12 protein-coding genes and 1 tRNA gene are annotated in these 16,460 nt (G+C 74.3%); 8 read left to right on the plus strand and 5 right to left on the minus strand.

Annotated elements, in window-relative coordinates:
- Window positions 1–39 precede the first annotated feature (39 nt).
- Window positions 40–123: transfer RNA gene (locus tag AB0K51_RS17840), tRNA-Leu, on the plus strand.
- A gap of 102 nt (window positions 124–225) precedes the next feature.
- On the opposite strand, the gene AB0K51_RS17845 is transcribed toward AB0K51_RS17840, so the two are convergent.
- A complete protein-coding gene (locus AB0K51_RS17845; protein ID WP_363455830.1) occupies window positions 226–1,377 on the minus strand; it encodes a histidine kinase in 1,152 nt (383 codons plus the stop codon).
- Window positions 1,374–2,045, minus strand: coding sequence for a response regulator transcription factor (locus AB0K51_RS17850; protein WP_363455832.1), 672 nt, complete (start codon window positions 2,043–2,045; stop codon window positions 1,374–1,376). The genes AB0K51_RS17845 and AB0K51_RS17850 overlap by 4 nt, the downstream gene beginning before the upstream one ends.
- 231 nt (window positions 2,046–2,276) lie before the next feature.
- Here AB0K51_RS17850 and AB0K51_RS17855 point away from each other — a divergent pair, with 231 nt between their 5' ends.
- Window positions 2,277–4,028 (plus strand): phosphatidylglycerol lysyltransferase domain-containing protein, encoded by a 1,752-nt coding sequence (locus tag AB0K51_RS17855; RefSeq protein WP_363455879.1) that lies wholly within the window; start codon window positions 2,277–2,279, stop codon window positions 4,026–4,028.
- Between the two features lie 216 nt (window positions 4,029–4,244).
- The gene (locus tag AB0K51_RS17860; protein ID WP_363455835.1) at window positions 4,245–5,018 is read left to right on the plus strand and encodes a hypothetical protein; all 774 of its coding nucleotides are present in this window, start codon (window positions 4,245–4,247) and stop codon (window positions 5,016–5,018) included.
- A 19-nt stretch (window positions 5,019–5,037) separates the two neighbouring features.
- Here the strand turns inward: AB0K51_RS17860 and AB0K51_RS17865 are convergent, their stop codons facing one another.
- Entirely contained in the window at window positions 5,038–7,755 is a 2,718-nt protein-coding gene (locus AB0K51_RS17865) for a SpoIIE family protein phosphatase (RefSeq protein WP_363455838.1), read from the minus strand.
- A gap of 202 nt (window positions 7,756–7,957) precedes the next feature.
- On the opposite strand from AB0K51_RS17865, the gene AB0K51_RS17870 reads away from it, so the two are divergent.
- The 5 genes from AB0K51_RS17870 to AB0K51_RS17890 are packed head-to-tail and all read left to right on the plus strand — an operon-like array spanning window position 7,958 to window position 13,554.
- Window positions 7,958–9,082: a rhodanese-like domain-containing protein gene (locus AB0K51_RS17870; protein WP_363455841.1), complete on the plus strand. Its 1,125-nt coding sequence runs from the start codon at window positions 7,958–7,960 to the stop codon at window positions 9,080–9,082.
- A gap of 49 nt (window positions 9,083–9,131) precedes the next feature.
- Window positions 9,132–9,773: a DUF5819 family protein gene (locus AB0K51_RS17875; protein ID WP_363455843.1), complete on the plus strand. Its 642-nt coding sequence runs from the start codon at window positions 9,132–9,134 to the stop codon at window positions 9,771–9,773.
- Window positions 9,770–10,744 carry an HTTM domain-containing protein gene (locus AB0K51_RS17880; protein ID WP_363455846.1) on the plus strand — a complete coding sequence of 325 codons (975 nt, stop codon included), beginning with the start codon at window positions 9,770–9,772 and terminating at the stop codon, window positions 10,742–10,744. The genes AB0K51_RS17875 and AB0K51_RS17880 overlap by 4 nt, the downstream gene beginning before the upstream one ends.
- 9 nt (window positions 10,745–10,753) lie before the next feature.
- Window positions 10,754–12,895 carry an FUSC family protein gene (locus AB0K51_RS17885; RefSeq protein WP_363455849.1) on the plus strand — a complete coding sequence of 714 codons (2,142 nt, stop codon included), beginning with the start codon at window positions 10,754–10,756 and terminating at the stop codon, window positions 12,893–12,895.
- On the plus strand, window positions 12,892–13,554 hold the full coding sequence (locus AB0K51_RS17890; protein ID WP_363455851.1) for an RNA methyltransferase: 663 nt from the start codon (window positions 12,892–12,894) through the stop codon (window positions 13,552–13,554). The genes AB0K51_RS17885 and AB0K51_RS17890 overlap by 4 nt, the downstream gene beginning before the upstream one ends.
- 33 nt (window positions 13,555–13,587) lie before the next feature.
- Here the strand turns inward: AB0K51_RS17890 and AB0K51_RS17895 are convergent, their stop codons facing one another.
- Both AB0K51_RS17895 and AB0K51_RS17900 read right to left on the minus strand, forming a co-directional pair.
- Entirely contained in the window at window positions 13,588–14,871 is a 1,284-nt protein-coding gene (locus AB0K51_RS17895; protein WP_363455854.1) for a peptidoglycan-binding protein, read from the minus strand.
- Window positions 14,872–15,060: 189 nt separating this feature from the next.
- The gene (locus tag AB0K51_RS17900) at window positions 15,061–16,107 is read right to left on the minus strand and encodes a hypothetical protein (RefSeq protein ID WP_363455857.1); all 1,047 of its coding nucleotides are present in this window, start codon (window positions 16,105–16,107) and stop codon (window positions 15,061–15,063) included.
- Window positions 16,108–16,460 lie beyond the last annotated feature (353 nt).

The following is a 16,460-nucleotide window of genomic DNA, read 5'->3' on the forward strand; positions in this document are numbered from 1 at the left end:
AGGTCGGAAGAGCGGTAAGCATCTTACGGCGACACCCATGCGCGGGTGGCGGAATAGGCAGACGCGCTGGATTCAGGTTCCAGTGCCCGAAAGGGCGTGGGGGTTCAACTCCCCCCTCGCGCACAGCGAAGCCCCGCAGATCTTCGGATCTGCGGGGCTTTCTCGTTTCCCCGGGGCCGACCGCGCCGCCCGCGCGGCCCCGCCCGGGCCGCCGACACCGGAGCGCTACGGCTGGGCCGCGCGCTCGGCGGTGGCCGGGAGTTCCGCGTGGACGCTGAACCCGCCGTCGCGGGTGGGGGCGGCGGTGAAGGTGCCGCCGAGGAGGGCGGCGCGTTCGCGCAGGCCGACCAGGCCGTGGCCGCCGCCGGGCAGTGGGGTGGGGCCGTGCGCGGGCGGCGGGCCGTTGTGGACGTCGACGTGCAGCCGGTGGCCGCGGGCGGTGACCGTGACGGTGACGGCGGCGCCCGGTGCGTGCTTGCTGATGTTGGTGAGGCACTCCTGGACGGTCCGGTAGGCGGCGCGTTCCACCGCCTCGGGCCAGTCCCGGTCGCCGGGGTCGAGGGCGCCGGTGACGTCGAGCCCGCTGCCGTCGAGCAGCCGGGGCAGGTCGGCGAGCCGGGGCTGCGGGGCGAGCGGGGTGACGGGACTCACCCCGGCCGCGCGCAGCACGCCGACCATCTGCCGCAGTTCGTCGAGGGTGCGGACGGAGAGTTCGCGGATGGTGCGGGCGGTCTCCCGGGCGGCCGGGTCGGCGGTGGAGACCTGCAGCGCCCCGGCCTGGACGGAGATCAGGCTGACCTGGTGGGAGACCACGTCGTGCATCTCGCGGGCGAGCCGGGCGCGTTCGGCGCCGAGCACCTTCTCGGCCAGCAGCCGGCTCTCCCGTTGCCGGCCCTCGGTGAGTTCGGTCACCCGCTCGGCGAGTTCGCGGCGGGTGCGGGCGAGCATGCCGAGCGCGGCCGGGCCGGCGCCGAGCATCACCGACTGGATGGCGTAGAGGACGTTGTCCCGGCTGAGTTCGAAGATGGCGGGGGAGAGCGGCCAGTGGAAGAACTCGACCAGCGCGAAGGCGGTGGCGCAGGCGACCGGGACGCGGGGTTTCGGGTAGGCGGCGGCGACCGAGTAGACGGCGGTGAGCGGGGCCAGCCAGATGTCGTTGACGAAGGCGCCGGGGAGGGTGAGCAGCACCACGGTCAGCGGGTAGCGGCGGCGCAGCAGCAGGGCGACCACGGAGAGCGCGGAGAGGGCGAGCTGCCAGCCGGTGGAGTCCTTGGCGACCAGCGCGGAGTCCATCGCGGCGAGCCCGACCGGGACGAGCAGGGTGGTGCGCGGGGAGCGCAGCCAGGCCCAGCGGCCGGCGGGCGGCTCGGCGCTCACCGCTCGTCCCGGCGGCTCTCCCGGACCAGTCCGGCGCGGTGCGCGATGACCGCGGCCTGCACCCGGTTGGCGGCGCCGAGCTTGGCCAGGATGGCGCTGATGTGGTCCTTGACGGTGCCGGTGCCGAGGAACAGGCGGTCGGCTATCTCGGCGTTGGACAGGCCCTCGCCGAGCAGCGCCAGGACGTCGAGTTCGCGGCCGGTGAGCTGCCGGGTCAGGGCGGCGGCGGCCAGGTCGGGGCCGCCGCCGTCGACGTAGCCGCTGATCACGGTGCCGGCGACGGTCGGCGAGAGCACGCTGCCGCCGGAGGCCAGCACCCGGACGGCGTGCACCAACTGCTCGGGGGCGGTGTCCTTGAGCAGGAACCCGGCGGCGCCGGCCCGCAGCGCCGTGCCGATGTACTCGTCGGTGTCGAAGGTGGTGAGCATCGCCACGGCCGGCGGGTCGGGCAGGGCGCGCAGCCGGCGCAGCACGGTCAGGCCGTCCAGGTCGGGCATCCGGACGTCGAGCAGCACCACGTGCGGGCGCAGCGCCACCGCCTGCTGCTCGGCCTGGCCGCCGGAGCAGCCGCCGACCACCTCGAGGTCGGGCGCGGAGCCGACGATCAGGCCGAGCCCGGAGCGGACCAGCACCTCGTCGTCCACGATCAGGACCCGGGTCGGCGGCATGTCTCTCCCTGGTGGGTGCGGCGGGCGGCAGTTCGAGGGTACGGGGCCGGTGCCGGGTGACCCCCGCCGATCGGCGGGGGTGGGAATCCGCTACCGGATTCACGCAATTCTCATCTGGGCTGGGCAACCATGGAAATCGGGGCGGAAGCCCGCGACCGCGAGCGGATGCGCCCCGATGATCGATCGTCTGGAATGGTTGCTGTGTCCACTGTGAAGACGGCTGCCTCGGCCGTGCCCTCGTCGCGAGGAGAAGACCCCGGTCCACTGGGGAAGTGGCGCCCGCGGGCGGCCTCTTCCACGGTCTGGTACCTGCGGCTGATGGCGCTGCTGAACCTGGTGGCGGTGCTCTCCGTGCCGTTCCGGGATCAGGTGCAGCGCCACAACGAGGGGGAGTACTTCACCCCTTATCTGGTGACCGCCGGTCTGACCACGGTGGCGCTGTCGTTGTTCCTGGCGGTGGCGATGCGCCGGCGCAAGCGCGCGGCGTGGATCTTCAACGTGGGCCTGGCCGGTCTGACCTTCCTGGGCTACGTGCTGCTGATGGCGTTCGGCGACCGGTTCGCGGCCCATCCGTGGAACTACTTCTCGATCGCGCTGACCGGCCTGTTCCTGCTGGCCCTGCTGGTCTCCCGCAAGGAGTTCACCTCCAAGGGCGACCGCTCGAACCCGAAGACCGCGGTGGCCGCGGCGCTGGGCGGCCTGGTGCTGGGCGGCCTGGTCGGCTCGCTGCTGGTGCAGCTGACCAACGAGATCTCCGGCGCGAGCTTCGGCAGCCGGTTCAGCTACGCGGTGCACCGGATGATCACCGTCACCCCCTCGGACCGGGTGGCCGACGTGGTCTCGGTGCCGACCTGGGTGAACGCCGCGATCAACGTGATGGGCGCGCTGCTGTTCCTGGCCGTGCTGTACGTGACCTTCCGCAGCCCGCGCGGTGAGGAGCTGCAGAGCGACGAGGACGAGCGCCGGCTCCGCGAGCTGCTGGACAAGCAGGGCGAGCGGGACTCGCTGGGCTACTTCGCACTGCGCCGGGACAAGGCGGTGATCTTCTCGCCGAGTGCCAAGGCGGCGGTCGCCTACCGCGTGGTCGGCGGGGTGACGCTGGCCTCGGGCGACCCGATCGGCGACCCGGAGGCCTGGCCGGGCGCGATCGACGCCTGGCTGGCGGAGGCCCGCGAGCACGCCTGGGTGCCGGCCGTGATGGGCGCCTCCGAGGAGGCCGGGGTGATCTACGCCCGGCACGGCCTGGACGCGCTGGAGCTGGGCGACGAGGCGATCGTCGAGCTGGACGAGTTCTCGCTGGACGGCCGGGCGATGCGGGTGGTCCGGCAGGCGTACAACCGGGTCAAGCGGGCCGGGTACACGGTGCGGATCCGCCGGCACGAGGACATTCCCGAGTACGAGATGGCCGAGCTGGTGGCCAAGGCCGACCACTGGCGCGACGGCGCGACCGAGCGCGGCTTCTCGATGGCGCTGGGCCGGCTCGGCGACCCCGGGGACGGGCGTTGCGTGATGCTGGAGTGCTTCGACGGGGAGGACGAGCTGCGGGCGCTGCTGAGCTTCGTCCCGTGGGGCGCGCACGGCCTGTCGCTGGACCTGATGCGGCGGGACCGGGACAGCGAGAACGGCCTGATGGAGTTCATGGTGATCGAGCTGCTGCAGCGGGCCAAGGAGGTCGAGCTGGAGCGGGTGTCGCTGAACTTCGCGATGTTCCGGTCGGTCTTCGAGCGCGGTTCGAGGCTGGGCGCCGGGCCGGTGCTGCGGTTGTGGCGTTCGGTGCTGGGTTTCTTCTCCCGCTGGTGGCAGATCGAGTCGCTGTACCGGGCGAACGCGAAATACCGGCCGATCTGGGAACCGCGCTATCTGCTGTTCGAGAAGAGCAGCGAGATTCCCCGGATCGGAATCGCCTCGGCCCGGGCGGAGGGTTTCATCACGGTGCCGAGCATGCCCGCCCTGTTCCGCCGCCGGCACGTCCGCCAGGACTAGTGGGAATTACCGCGGCAAGGCTTCCCGGGCCGTTATCGGCGGCCCGGGCAGAGGTGGTCCCTCCGCCGGGGGGCGGAGCGGGCCGATCGACATACGCCCTTGGGATGACATGGTTCGGCTTCGATGCTGATGCTGATGAGGAATCCGGTGCGTAGGGTCGAAAACGTGGCATGGGAAAGCCATCGGAAAGTCCACTGGGAAACGGGGAGACGGGTCGTGGAGCAGATCACCCACGCGGGGGGCGTGCGATCGGGGCCGTGGACGGTCGTCCGCCGGGCCGCGGTCGCCGAGTGGGGGCCGCTGGTCGGCACGGTGAAGGACCGGGTGCTGCGCCGGAAGTTCGCCGCGGTGCCGCTGGCGACCGTGGCGACGGGCCTGGTGCTGCTGTTCTCGATCGTCCAGCACCTGCCGGGCGGGGCCCGGTTCGTGAACGAGATCGGCGTGGTGAAGGCGGCGCTGCCGCTGGACGTGTCGCTGCTGCGCACCCCGCTGTCGCTGTACGTGCCGGCGCTGGACCTGCCGGTGTGGGGCGCGCTGGCGCAGGTGTTCTTCGTCTTCGGGGTGGCCGAGATCGTGCTGGGCCGCCGGCTGACCCTGCTGGTGGCGTACGCCTGCACCCTGGCGGGCACGCTGTTCGCCCGGGTCGGGGTGATGATCGGGCCGGACCACCTGTTCGGCTTCCCGCGCTGGATGGCGCACGTCCGGGACACCGGCCCGTCGGCGGCGGTGGTGGCGCTGGCGGTGGTGATCGCGTTCCGGTGCCGGGCCTGGGTGACCGGTTCGGCGGTGGTGGCGGCGATGGTCGGCGAGGCGGTGGTACTGCCGAACCTGGCCGGTCTGGAGCACGTGGTGGCGCTGACCACGGCGGTGCTGATCGCGGTGGCGGTCGAGGTGTTCGGCGACTTCTGGCCGCGGGTGCTGTCCGGGGTGGGCGCGGCGGCCTCGGTGGCCGCGGACGCGGCCGGCCGGACCAGGGCGCTGACGTCCTGACCCGGCCGGTGGGCCGCGCTCAGCCGCGCGGCAGCGGCATCTCGAAGTAGACGACCTTGCCGACCGCCTTGCGGGCGGTGCCCCACTTCTCGGACAGCTTGCTGACCAGGTTGAGGCCGCGGCCGTGCTCGGACAGCGACTCGGCGGGCTCCAGCGACGGCAGGTTGTGGTTGTCGTCGCTGACCTCGACCAGCAGCTTGTCGACCCGGATCAGTTGGAGCTGCACCTCGGCCCGGGCCACCCGCACCGCGTTGGTGACCAGTTCGCTGACCAGCAGTTCGACGGTGTCGGTGAGCGCGGTCAGCTGCCAGGTGGCGAGCTGGTCGCGGACCAGCCGGCGGGCCCGGCCGACCTCCAGCTCGGTGACGCCGAGCTGCCAGGTCGCCACCTCGGTCGGCGGGACGCCGTCGAAGCGGGCCACCAGCAGCGCGATGTCGTCCTGCCGGTCGTCGGAGTGCAGGGTGTTCAGCACGGTGTCGCAGGCCTCGTCGGGGGTCTGCTTGGGGTCGATCAGGTTGCCGCACAGCGCGGCCAGGCCCTCCCCTATGTCGCCGCCGCGGACCTCGACCAGGCCGTCGGTGCACAGCACCAGCATCGAGCCGTCCGAGACGTCGATCTTCTTGGCGACGAACGGCACCCCGCCGACGCCGATCGGGGCGCCCTCGGGGATGGCGAGCAGTTCGCCGCGGCCGTCGGGGTGGACCAGCACCGGCGGGACGTGGCCCGCCGAGGCGAGCTCGCAGGTGCGGTTGATCGGGTCGTAGACCGCGTACAGGCAGGTCGCCAGGTGGTCGTCGCCGAGCTTGTGGGCCAGGTTGTCGAGGTGGCGCAGCAGCTGGCCGGGCGGCAGGTCGAGCGCGGCGAGGGTCTGCATGGCGGTGCGGAAGCGGCCCATCGCGGCGGCCGAGTGCAGGCCGTGGCCCATCACGTCGCCGACCACCAGGGCGACCCGGCTGCCGGGCAGCTGGATCGCGTCGAACCAGTCGCCGCCGACCTCGGCCTTGCGGTCGCCGGGCATGTAGCGGTGGGCGATCTGCACGCCGGGGATCCGCGGCGGGCGGGTCGGGATCATCGAGCGCTGCAGGGTGGTGGCGACCTTGGACTCGGCGCGGTGCAGCCGGGCGTTGTCCAGCGAGAGCGCGGCGCGGGCGGCGATCTCCTTGAGGGTGTCGGCGTCGCCGCGGGTGAACGGCGCACGGTCGGGCAGCCGCAGCAGCTTGAGGATGCCCAGCACGGTGCCGCGGGCGGACAGCGGCAGCACCAGCATCGAGCGGCCGACCACGGCGGGCACCAGCTCCGGGCCGCCCAGCGAGACGGCGTAGTCGGCGGCGACGTCGGGGGTGATCAGCGGGACCAGCACCGGCTGGTTCTCCTGCAGCGCCAGGCCCGGCGGGGTGGAGCGCGGCATGGCGAGCAGCGCGCCCTCGTCCAGGACGTGGTTCCACTGCTGCGAGGCGGCGTTGAAGGTGCGGGCGACCCGGCGCAGCATGGTGCGGTCGTCGGGCTGGTCGGCGGGCAGCTCGGCGTCCGAGATCAGGCCGTCCAGCAGGTCGACGCAGGCGAAGTCGGCGACCCGGGGGACCAGCACCTCGCACAGTTCGCGGGCGGTGGTGTCCAGGTCGAGGGTGGTGCCGACCTGGTTGCCGACGGTGGCCAGCAGCGCCAGGTCGCCGTCGACGGGCAGGCCGCGGAGCACCTCGACCGCGCCGGACGGGCCGGTCGGCTGGGTGGGCAGCTCGGGGACGGGGACGGTGTGCGGCTCGGGGACGGCGGGTGCGCGGCCGTTGGCTGCGGCGTCGATGACGGGGCCTCCCGGGGGCTGGACGTGGGCGGCGGCTTCGCGTTGACCGGGGATGGTGCCGCCGAGCGGGGACGCGGACTCCGCAGCCTGTATCCGTACCCCGAGTGAGGCCCTGGCACCCGTGCCGTGCGGCGGCTCCGCCGGACGGCGGGCGGTGCGCTCGCGCTGCTGGGCGGCGCGCTGCTGCGGGGTGGGGTAGCGGCGGCCGATCCCGGCGGCGAGCCGGGCGGTGCCGGCCGCCCCGCCCGGGGAGGTCTGGTAGGGCACCACCGGCAGCCGGGTCGCGGCGTCCACCCACAGGGCGGGCGGTCCGGCCTCGGCGAGCTGGTCGAGCAGCCGGCGGCGGCGCTCCTCGGAGCCGTTCGGCAGCAGTCCGGCGAGTGCCTGCGGGGGGTGCGCGGTGGCCGGGGCGAAGGCCGCGGCGACCCGGTGCGGGCGGCCGGCGGCGGGCGCGGCGGCGTACGGGACGAGCCGCTCGCCGAGGGCGATCCGCGGGCCGGCGGAGCGCAGCGGGCGGGCGTCGGCGGCCAGTGCCAGCAGGGAGCGGCCGGCCGGTTCGACCAGCGGGTAGACCCACCACAGGACGTCGCGCAGCCGCTCCTCGCGGTCGTGCACGGCCATCGAGCCGGCCCACGGGGTGTTCAGCTGGGTCAGGTCGTCGAGGGTGTCGAAGGCGTCGCAGCGGCGCGCGCCGGCGGGTGGCGGCGGGGCGGTCTCCGGGCGGGGTTCGACGGCGGGCAGCAGGCCGTGGGCGGTGCGGCCGAGGGCGACTTCGGCGCGGTGGCCGAAGAGCTCCTCCGCGGTGCGGTTCCACAGCGCGATCCGGCCGTCCGGGTCGACCAGCACGGCGGCGACGCGGAGCAGGGCCACCACCCCGGCGGGATGGCTGCCCGGCGCGTCGTCCTGATCCGGTGTGGAGTTGGGCTGGTCCACCATGGATATCGGTCTGCCCCTTGTCTCCTGCTGCTCCTCCTGGCCCGTTGCGCGCGTCCTTGCCCGCAGCACCTTCCAGCGAAGCACGGACGGGGTGGCGGCAGGTAGCGAATCGGGCAGATTCGTCAGTATCAGTTGCGTGTCGCCCGAGGTGCTTCGGCTTCACCCGATCGGGTAAGGGCCGAGCCCCGGTAGGGTGGCGCGGGTGAGCGTACCGAGCGTCGAGGTGTGGGCGGACCCCGAGCGGCAGTGGCTGGAGGAACGGGTCGCGGCGGCCGAGCTGGCCTGGCTGACCCTGGACGTCGACGTGGCCACCCTGCGGGTGGAGATCGACAACTTCGCCCTGGTCCACCACCAGCTGCTGGGCCCGCTGTACGCCCGGCTCGACGAGCTGGACGCGCTGATCGCGGAGGCGGTCGCGGCGCGCAGCGGCGACCCGGAGGACCTGCGCCGGGCCCGGGAGGCCCGGGAGCGGGTCGAGCCGGTCGAGGAGGCCGGGCCGCGCGAGGGCGAGCCGGAGGCCCGCCGGGTGCGGCCCGACAAGGACGCCCAGCGGGTCTACCGCGAGCTGGCCCGCCGGGCCCACCCCGACCTGTCCACCGAGCCGGCCGAGCAGGAGCGCCGCTCGGCGTTCATCGCCCGGGTCAACGAGGCGTACGCGCTCGGCGACGCCGCCGCGCTGGAGCAGCTCGCCGAGGAGTGGTCGGCCGCCCCGGAGGCGGCGCCCGCGGCGGGCTCCCCGGACCGGCTGGCCTGGCTGAACCACCGCCTGGAGTGGCTGACCGGCCGGATCGCGGCGCTCGCCACCGAGCAGGTCCGGCTGGAGCGCACCCCGATGGGCGAGCTGCTGCTGCTGAACCCCCGGGAGCCGGAGCGGCTGCTGGAGGAGCTCGCCGAGCAACTGCTGGCCACCGCCGCCGACCGGCAGGGCCGGCTGGCCGCCCTGCTTCCCGACACGTCCGACCACGGCCGAAACGCCCCCCGACCCCAGGAGACGGATCCGATGTTCGCCCAGCTGCCCACCACCGACGCCGCCGCGGTGCCCGCCGACGCCGTCCTGCTCGACGTCCGCGAGCAGGACGAGTGGGACGCCGGGCACGTGGACGGCGCCCTGCACATCCCGATCGGCGAGGTGGTCGCCCGGATCGAGGAGCTGCCCGACGAGCGCCTGTACGTGCTCTGCCGGGTCGGCGGACGCTCCGCGCAGGTCGTGCAGTACCTGGTCGCGGGCGGCCGGGACGCGGTCAACGTGGACGGCGGGATGTTCGCCTGGGAGGCCGCGGGCCGCCCGATGGTGAGCAGCGGCGGGCAGGACGCCTTCGTGCTCTGACGCTCCCGCACGCACCGCCCCTGTTCGAACGCACGGGCGGTGCGGCAGGATGACCGCCGTGCGTGTCTGGTCGAAGCCCGCCCGGGTGGTGCTGGTGACCGCCGGGGTGGGACTCGCGGCCTGCACCCTGGCGTTCCTCGCCGCGCTGTTCCTGCATGTGGCACCCGAGAACTCGGTCTCCCGCGCGTACCGCGGCCAGGTCGACGCGGTGGTCTACCCGGAGTTCGAGCAGAACTGGAAGCTGTTCGCGCCGAACCCGCTGCAGCAGAACGTCACCGTCGACGCCCGGGTGCAGACCATCGCCGACGACGGCGCCGTCACCACCCGCGACTGGCTGGGCCTGACCGCGCGGGACCTCGCGGCGGTCCGGCACAACCCGGCGCCCAGCCACCTCGACCAGAATCTGCTGCGCCGGGCCTGGGACTTCTACGAGACCACCCACCCCGGTGAGGACCAGGCGGTCGCGGCCGGGCCGCGGGGCAAGCTCGCCGAGGAGTACCTGAAGCGGATAGCGCTGCAGCGCCTGGGCCGCACGGTGGCCGGCGAGCGGGTGCTGCAGATCCAGTTCCGGGTCGGCGCGGCCACCGTCGCCCCGCCCGCCTGGAGCACCGAGCAGGTCGACACCTCGGTGCACTACCGCGAGCTGGCCTGGTGGCCGGTGAACGACGAGGACTACCGGGGCCTGTCATGACGGGGGCCCGGCCGGTCGGGGACCTGCTGCCGCGCCTGCTGACCACCCTGGCCCCGTACCAGGCGGCGGTGCTGCGGATCGGCGTGGCCACCGCCTGGGGCGGCTTCCTGCTGCGCGAATGGCCGAACCGCCGGGTGCTGTACGGCGACCGCTCGCCCTGGTCGGCGGAGCTGAACGCCCGGCTGCTCGCCGACACCCACGCCTTCACGCTGCTGGCCTGGAACGACGGCCGCTGGTGGTTCGAGGCGGTGTACCTGTTGGCGCTGGCCGCCGCGGCGGCGATGCTGCTGGGCTGGCGGACCCGGGCCAGCTCCGCGGTGTTCGCGCTGACCGTGCTCTCGCTGCAGAACCGCGACGTCTTCGTCGGCGACGGCGGCGACAACGTGGTCCACCTGATGGCGATCTACCTGGTGTTCACCCGCTGCGGCGCGGTCTGGTCGCTGGACGCCCGCCGCCGGGCCCGCCGCGGCGCGGACGATCCCACCGCCTGGAGCGAGCCGCGGGCGGTGCTGGACGCGCTGGCCGCGATGCTGCACAACTGCGCGATGCTGGTGGTCGCCGTGCAGGTGGTGCTGGTGTACGCCACGGCCGGCTGGTACAAGGTGCAGGGCTCGCGCTGGCAGGACGGCACCGCCGTGCACTACCCGCTGCACCTGGGCTACTTCTCCCCCTGGCCGGAGCTGTCCGCGCTGCTCGGGGCGAGCCTGGTGGTGACCTTCCTGCTCTCCTACGGCACGGTGATCGCCCAGGTCGCGTTCCCGTTCACGCTGGCCAACCGGCGGCTGAAGAACGCGCTGCTGGCGGTGATGATCGGCGAGCACCTGGCGATCGCGGTGGTGCTCGGACTGCCGTTCTTCTCGCTGGCGATGATCGCCGCCGACGCGGTCTTCCTGCCCACCGCGGCGCTGCTCGCCGTGGAGCGGCGGCTGACCGGTCGGCAGCCGACGGGCGGGCCGCCGGGGAGCCGATAAGCTCCCGATATGTCCTGGTTCGCCGCCCTCCGTGACACCGCGAGGGCCGGGCTGACCGTGGACCGCTCGCTCACCGACCCGCGCCGGGCGCTGCGCGGCGCCCTCGCCGCCGCCCTGGTGGTCTTCCCGGTGCTCGCGGTCTACGGGCCGGCGCAGGCCACCTCGGCGGCGATGGGCGCGTTCATCGCCGGCACCGCGACCTTCCAGCGCTCCTTCCGCCCGCGCGCCTCGCTGGCGCTGGCGGCCGCCGCGGGCCTGGGCGCGTCGACCTTCCTCGGCTACGTCGCGGTGGGCATCCCCGGCGCGTTCCCGGTGCTGCTGGCGCTGTGGGCGTTCGGCGCGGGCATGGCGTGGGCGGTCGGCCCGACCGCGGGGGTGGTGGCCGCCAACACCCTCGCGGTGATGATGGTGGTGGTGCAGCTGCCGGTGTCGGTGCCCACCGCGATCGGCCACGGGCTGCTCTGCTCGGTCGGCGGCGCGGTGCAGGCACTGGTGGTGACGGTGTGGCCGATCGGCAGCTGGCGGGCGCAGCGCGACGCGCTCGCCGACATCTACGCCGCGCTCGGCGACTACGCCCGCCGGCTGCGCCACGACCCGGTCGCGCACATCGACCCGGAGCCGTTCGTGGTCGCCCGGCAGGCCGCCAGACTGACCGGCTGGCAGGCCCGGCGCCGCCCGCCGGAGCTGCGCGGGCTGCGCACCATCGCGGAGCAGATCCGTCCGGCGCTGGCCGCGCTCGCCGATCCGCGGGTCGGCGCCGCCGCCGAGGGGGCGGAGCGGGACCGGGCGCGGGAGGTGCTGGCGGCGGCCGCCGAGGTGCTGGACGCGCAGGCCCGGGCGATCCGCTCCGGCGACCCGTTCCGGATGCCGAAGGACTCCCCGGGCCTGGCGCTGGCCCGCCCCGGCGCCGGCGAGGACCTGCTGCGCGGCGCCGCCCGGCGGGCCGGGCGCCGGCTGAGCAGCCTGCTCGCCCGGGCCGCCGACCGGCTCGACCAGCAGGACCGCTCCACCGTCAGCGTCCCGTCCGGCGGGGAGGCGGGGCTGCGCCGTCCGCCGCTGGTGAAGGTCGCGCCGACCGTGCTGGGCGCGGTCGGCCGCCAGCTGCACAAGCGCTCCGCGGTCTTCCACCACGCGGTGCGGCTCGCCGCGGTGGTGACCGCCGCCTACCTGGCGGCCCGGGCGCTGGGCATCGAGCACGGCTACTGGGCGCCGATGACCTCGGCGATGGTGATGCGCCCGGACTTCGCGCAGACCTTCAGCCGGGGCGTGGCCCGGGTGGCGGGCACCGCGGTCGGGGTGCTGGCGGCGACCGCCGTGGTGCAGGCCTTCCACCCGGGCGACTGGGTGCTGGCGGCGCTCGCGGTCACCTGCATGGGCTTCGCCTACCTGACGCTGCGCACCGGCTACGCGGTGGCGACGGTGGCGATCTCCTCGTACGTGGTGTTCCTGCTCGGCCTGCAGCCGGGCGACCCGGTGCAGACCGCGGTCGACCGCCTGGTGATGACCCTGCTCGGCGGTTTCGTGGCGCTCGGCGCGTACGCGCTGTTCCCGACCTGGCAGACCGCCCGGCTGCCGGAGCGGCTGGCGGAGTGGCTGGCCGCGGCGGGCCGGTACGCGGCGGCGGTGTTCACCGCGTACGGCGACCCGGCGGGCGGGCACGCCGAGCGGGACGTGCGGCCGGCGCTGCTGGACGTCCGGGAGACCCGCGGCGAGATGCTGGCCGCGCTGGACCGGGCCGACGTGGAGCCGGTCCGGCACGACAGCCAGGTGCCGGAGCTGACCCGCAAGCAGCTCGACCGGGCCCGCTCGGCGGTCGGCATGCTGGGCCGCTCCACGGTGCTGATGGAGGCTCACCTGCCGGGCGAGGACGCCCCGCCGGTGCCCGGCGCGGAGGCCTTCGGCGAGGAGCTGCGGGACGCCACCGCGATCGCCGCGGCGGCCGTGCTGCTCGGCCAGGACGTCGACTTCGGCGGGCTGCGCGACGCCCACCGGGACTGGGACAACCGGCTCGCCGCGCTGCCCGCCGACGACCGGATCGCGGTCGCCCGGGCCGGCGCCCGGCTGGTCATGCAGGCCCTCGCCGACCTGGAGAAGGCCGTCCGGACGCGCCCGCAGCCGGCCCGCCCGGAGCCCGTACCCTCGAGGGCGTGAGCGACACCTCGGTACCCCAGCTGGGCGAGCAGTACGACGACGGCTTCCTCGCCGACGACCGCGAGATCGGCGTCGGCCCGCACCCCGAGCCGTGGCCCGACGACGCCCGGCTGGACCCGGAGCTGCTCGCCGCGGGGGACCGGCGCAACGTGACCGACGGCTACCGGTACTGGCGGCACGAGGCGATCGTCGCCGACCTGGACACCCGGCGGCACGGCTTCCACGTCGCCGTGGAGAACTGGCAGCACGACTTCAACATCGGCTCGGTGGTGCGCACCGCCAACGCCTTCCTCGCCGAGGAGGTGCACATCGTCGGCCGCCGCCGCTGGAACCGGCGCGGCGCCATGGTCACCGACCGCTACCAGCACGTGCGCCACCACGAGTCGGTGGCCTCGCTGGCCGCGTACGCCGCCGAGCGCGGGCTTCCGGTGATCGGCATCGACAACCTGCCGGGCGCGGTGCCGCTGGAGACCTACCCGCTGCCGGAGCGCTGCGTGCTGCTGTTCGGCCAGGAGGGCCCGGGCCTGACCGAGCAGGCGTGGGAGCACGCCGCCGCGGTCTGCTCGATCGCCCAGTACGGCTCGACCCGCTCGATCAACGCGGGCGCCGCGGCGGCGATCGCCATGCACAGCTGGGTGCGGGCGCACGGGACGTTCTGAGGCGTGCGCCCGCACCGCTGAGCCGACCCGGCGTCAGGAGAACAGCAGCCGCCAGGTGTCCTTGCCGGGGTAGCCGTCGGCCTCGGCGCCGGTCCAGCCCTGGGCGCGCTGGAAGGCCTCGGTGGCCTTCCGGTCGGCCTCGCCCCAGTCCGGGCTCGGGCCCTCCCGGTAGGAGGCGCCGTAGCCCTTCTTGACGAGCTGTCGGCCGAGCTGGGTGACGTAGTCGTTGACCTGCCCGGGGCCGAACCTGTCCGCGCCGGGGAACGGCGGGACGCCGGCCGGGGGCGGGGTGGTGGTCGGCCCGGGCGGCGGGGGCTGGACGGCGCCGGGCGGGATGTCCTTGCCCTTGTGGTTGACCAGCAGGTCCCAGGTGTCCTTGCCGGGGTAGCCGTCGGCCTCGCCGCCGCGCCAGCCCTGGGCGAGCTGGAACGCCTCGGTGGCCTTCCGGTCGGCCTCGCCCCAGTCCGCGCTTGGCCCCTCGTGGTAGTAGCGGGAGGCGCCGCGGTCCACCAGCATCCGCCCGAGCCGGGTGACGTACGCGTTGACCTTTCCGGGGCCGAAGGCGTCCGCGCCGGGGAAGGCGTCGGGCAGCGGCTGAGGCGCGTTCAGGCCCTTGTACCGGTAGGGGACGTAGGCGTCGGCGTGGCTCCAGTACGCGTACGGGGTGGAGCGCTCGGTGGTGCCCGGGAGGGTCTGCTCCAGGGCGGTGTAGCGGGTGTGGGTGGCGTCGGTCCAGCCGCCGAACAGCACCACGTGCGAGCCGCCCTCGGGGTCGCCGGGGTTGTTGTAGACGAGCGCGTCGCCGGGTTGCAGGTCGTTCCTGGTGATCCGCTCGGCGAAGTCCGGCAGGGTCCAGGTGGTCTGGCTGCTACCCAGGCCCCAGGCCATCGAGACGAAGCCGGAGCAGTCCTGGCGGTAGCCGTCGGACCAGTAGCGGCTCATGCTGTACGGCACCTTCTGGTCGACCCAGTGCTGGGCACGCTGCATGATCTCGGCGCGGGTGGTGGCGGGCTGCTCGGCGGCCTTGGCGAACGGCTGGGCGGCGCTCCCGCCGTGGAGTCCGGAGACCTCGCCCTGGGGGGAGTCGGGTATCTGCGGGCCGGCGTCGGTGCGCGGGACGGCGGTGGCTATCGCGGCCGCTCCCCCGCCGCCGAGCATGCTGCCGACGGCGGCGACCAGCACCGCGGCGCGGCGCGCCCCGCGGGCGGCCGGGTGGCCGCCGTGCTCGACCCGGGCCGCGTGCAGTCGCGCCCGGCGGCGGTTCGCGCAGCCGCCGCAGGCGCAGGTGTCATCGGGTTCGACGTCGCTGAACTCCATCAGCACGGGAGGTCCTGCCTTTCCTCGGTGAGTGGGACTCAGATTCCTCGGAAGGGCGGCACGCGACCACCTGATGGGGCGTTGAACAGGGCGGTTCGAGTGAACCCCCGCACCGCGAGGTCGGGCGTGGCGGGGGTTCCGACGGCGCGCGCCGTCGGGTGCCGGCGGGTCGAGGGAGCGGCCGGGCGGCTACTCCCACTGCCAGCGGATGCCGACCTGGCCGGGCTGCTGATCGGCGGTCAGCACGTGGGCGCTGGCGGAGGCGCCGATCCACAGCGGTTCGCGGCTCCGGTCGACCTCGGCGGCGGGCGAGCGGTCGAAGCGCTCGCACTGCACCGGGACGGCGGACGGGTCGAAGTGCACCTGCAGGACGTACTCGCGGACCGGGGCGGCGAAGAACCGGCCGTAGTCGGTGGTGGGGCCGGAGTCCGGGATCTGCACCTCGTACTCCAGGACCGTGGAGTCGCCGAGCGCGAGCGGCCGGTCCAGCAGCAGTTCGGCGACCAGCAGGCCGCTGGCGGGGCGGCGGCGGACCCGGCCGAGCCGGGCGTGCCGGACGGAGGTGATCTCCGGGCAGACCTCGACGCCCTCGTCGGCCTTGTGGACCACCACGTGGCGGGTGATGTTGTCGACGGTGGCGCGCACCACCTGGCGCATCCTCAGCAGGTGGCCGCGACGGGAGGCGTCGACGTAGTAAGCGTCGTGGATGGACTGGCGTTCCAGCTGGCCGGACGGCGGCGCGTCGAGCTCCTCGAAGACCTCGGCGATCTCGGCCTCGCCGGGCCAGACCTGTTCCACCCGCAGGCCGTCGACGGCCGGACCCTGGGCGACCCAGCGGCCGCGCGGACGCGGCGGGCCGAGCAGGCCGGTGAGGGTGGTGTGGCGCAGCCCGAGGAGTTCCTCGAGCAGGTGGACGGCGCGCAGCGAGGTGGCCCGTTCGGGCTGGCTGCGGCCTCGACGCCAGTAACTGAGCGTGGTGACACTGACCCTGACGCCCTGTTTGGCGAGGGCGGCGCGGATCCGGTCCAGGCTGAGTCCGCTGTGTTCGATGGCGCCGTTGAGCACTTCGGCGAAGCCGCCCTGGGCGGCCGCGGCCGCGGCGGTGGCCGCGACGGTCACCGGGTCGGCGGGCTGCGGCGGCTCGGCCGGGCCTGCTTGCGGGCCCGCCTCGCCGCTGTTCTCGCGCTGGCCGACCAGACGAAGCCGGCCGGCGTGCTGTGGTTGCTGTGAGCCCATGCGACACCTTCCCCACCCGGCGGGTTCGCTCCGGCTCCCCGGTGCGTCGGAGGAGAGCCGCCGAGCGTGTGGGAACCCTACGCAGGTTGAGAGGCTACGTCATCAATCAGGACATATGACAGTGGTCACGACAAGCATTTATGTGCCGGATCGGATAGGAAACACTCCTGACACACGGCTGCCGGAAGGGCCCGAGGGACCCTTCCGGCAGCCGTGGGTGACAGTGCGTCAGGAGACGTTGAGCGCGGTGTCGTCGATCACGAAGCTGGTCTTGAGCGAGGAGTCCTCGGTGCCGGTGAACTTCACCGTGACGGTCTGGCCGGCGAAGGCCGAGAGGTCGAAGGACTTCTGCA

Origin of the sequence: Kitasatospora sp. NPDC049285 (assembly GCF_040678815.1) — a bacterium.
Lineage (GTDB): Bacteria > Actinomycetota > Actinomycetes > Streptomycetales > Streptomycetaceae > Kitasatospora.

Bases quoted from the DNA above. Each gene is read 5' to 3' on its own strand.
- AB0K51_RS17850 (WP_363455832.1), bottom strand. From the start codon at position 2,045: ATGCCGCCGACCCGGGTCCTGATCGTGGACGACGAGGTGCTGGTCCGC.
- AB0K51_RS17880 (WP_363455846.1), top strand. From the start codon at position 9,770: ATGACGGGGGCCCGGCCGGTCGGGGACCTGCTGCCGCGCCTGCTGACC.
- AB0K51_RS17895 (WP_363455854.1), bottom strand. From the start codon at position 14,871: ATGGAGTTCAGCGACGTCGAACCCGATGACACCTGCGCCTGCGGCGGC.
- AB0K51_RS17865 (WP_363455838.1), bottom strand. From the start codon at position 7,755: ATGGTGGACCAGCCCAACTCCACACCGGATCAGGACGACGCGCCGGGC.
- AB0K51_RS17875 (WP_363455843.1), top strand. From the start codon at position 9,132: ATGACCGCCGTGCGTGTCTGGTCGAAGCCCGCCCGGGTGGTGCTGGTG.
- AB0K51_RS17885 (WP_363455849.1), top strand. From the start codon at position 10,754: ATGTCCTGGTTCGCCGCCCTCCGTGACACCGCGAGGGCCGGGCTGACC.
- AB0K51_RS17900 (WP_363455857.1), bottom strand. From the start codon at position 16,107: ATGGGCTCACAGCAACCACAGCACGCCGGCCGGCTTCGTCTGGTCGGC.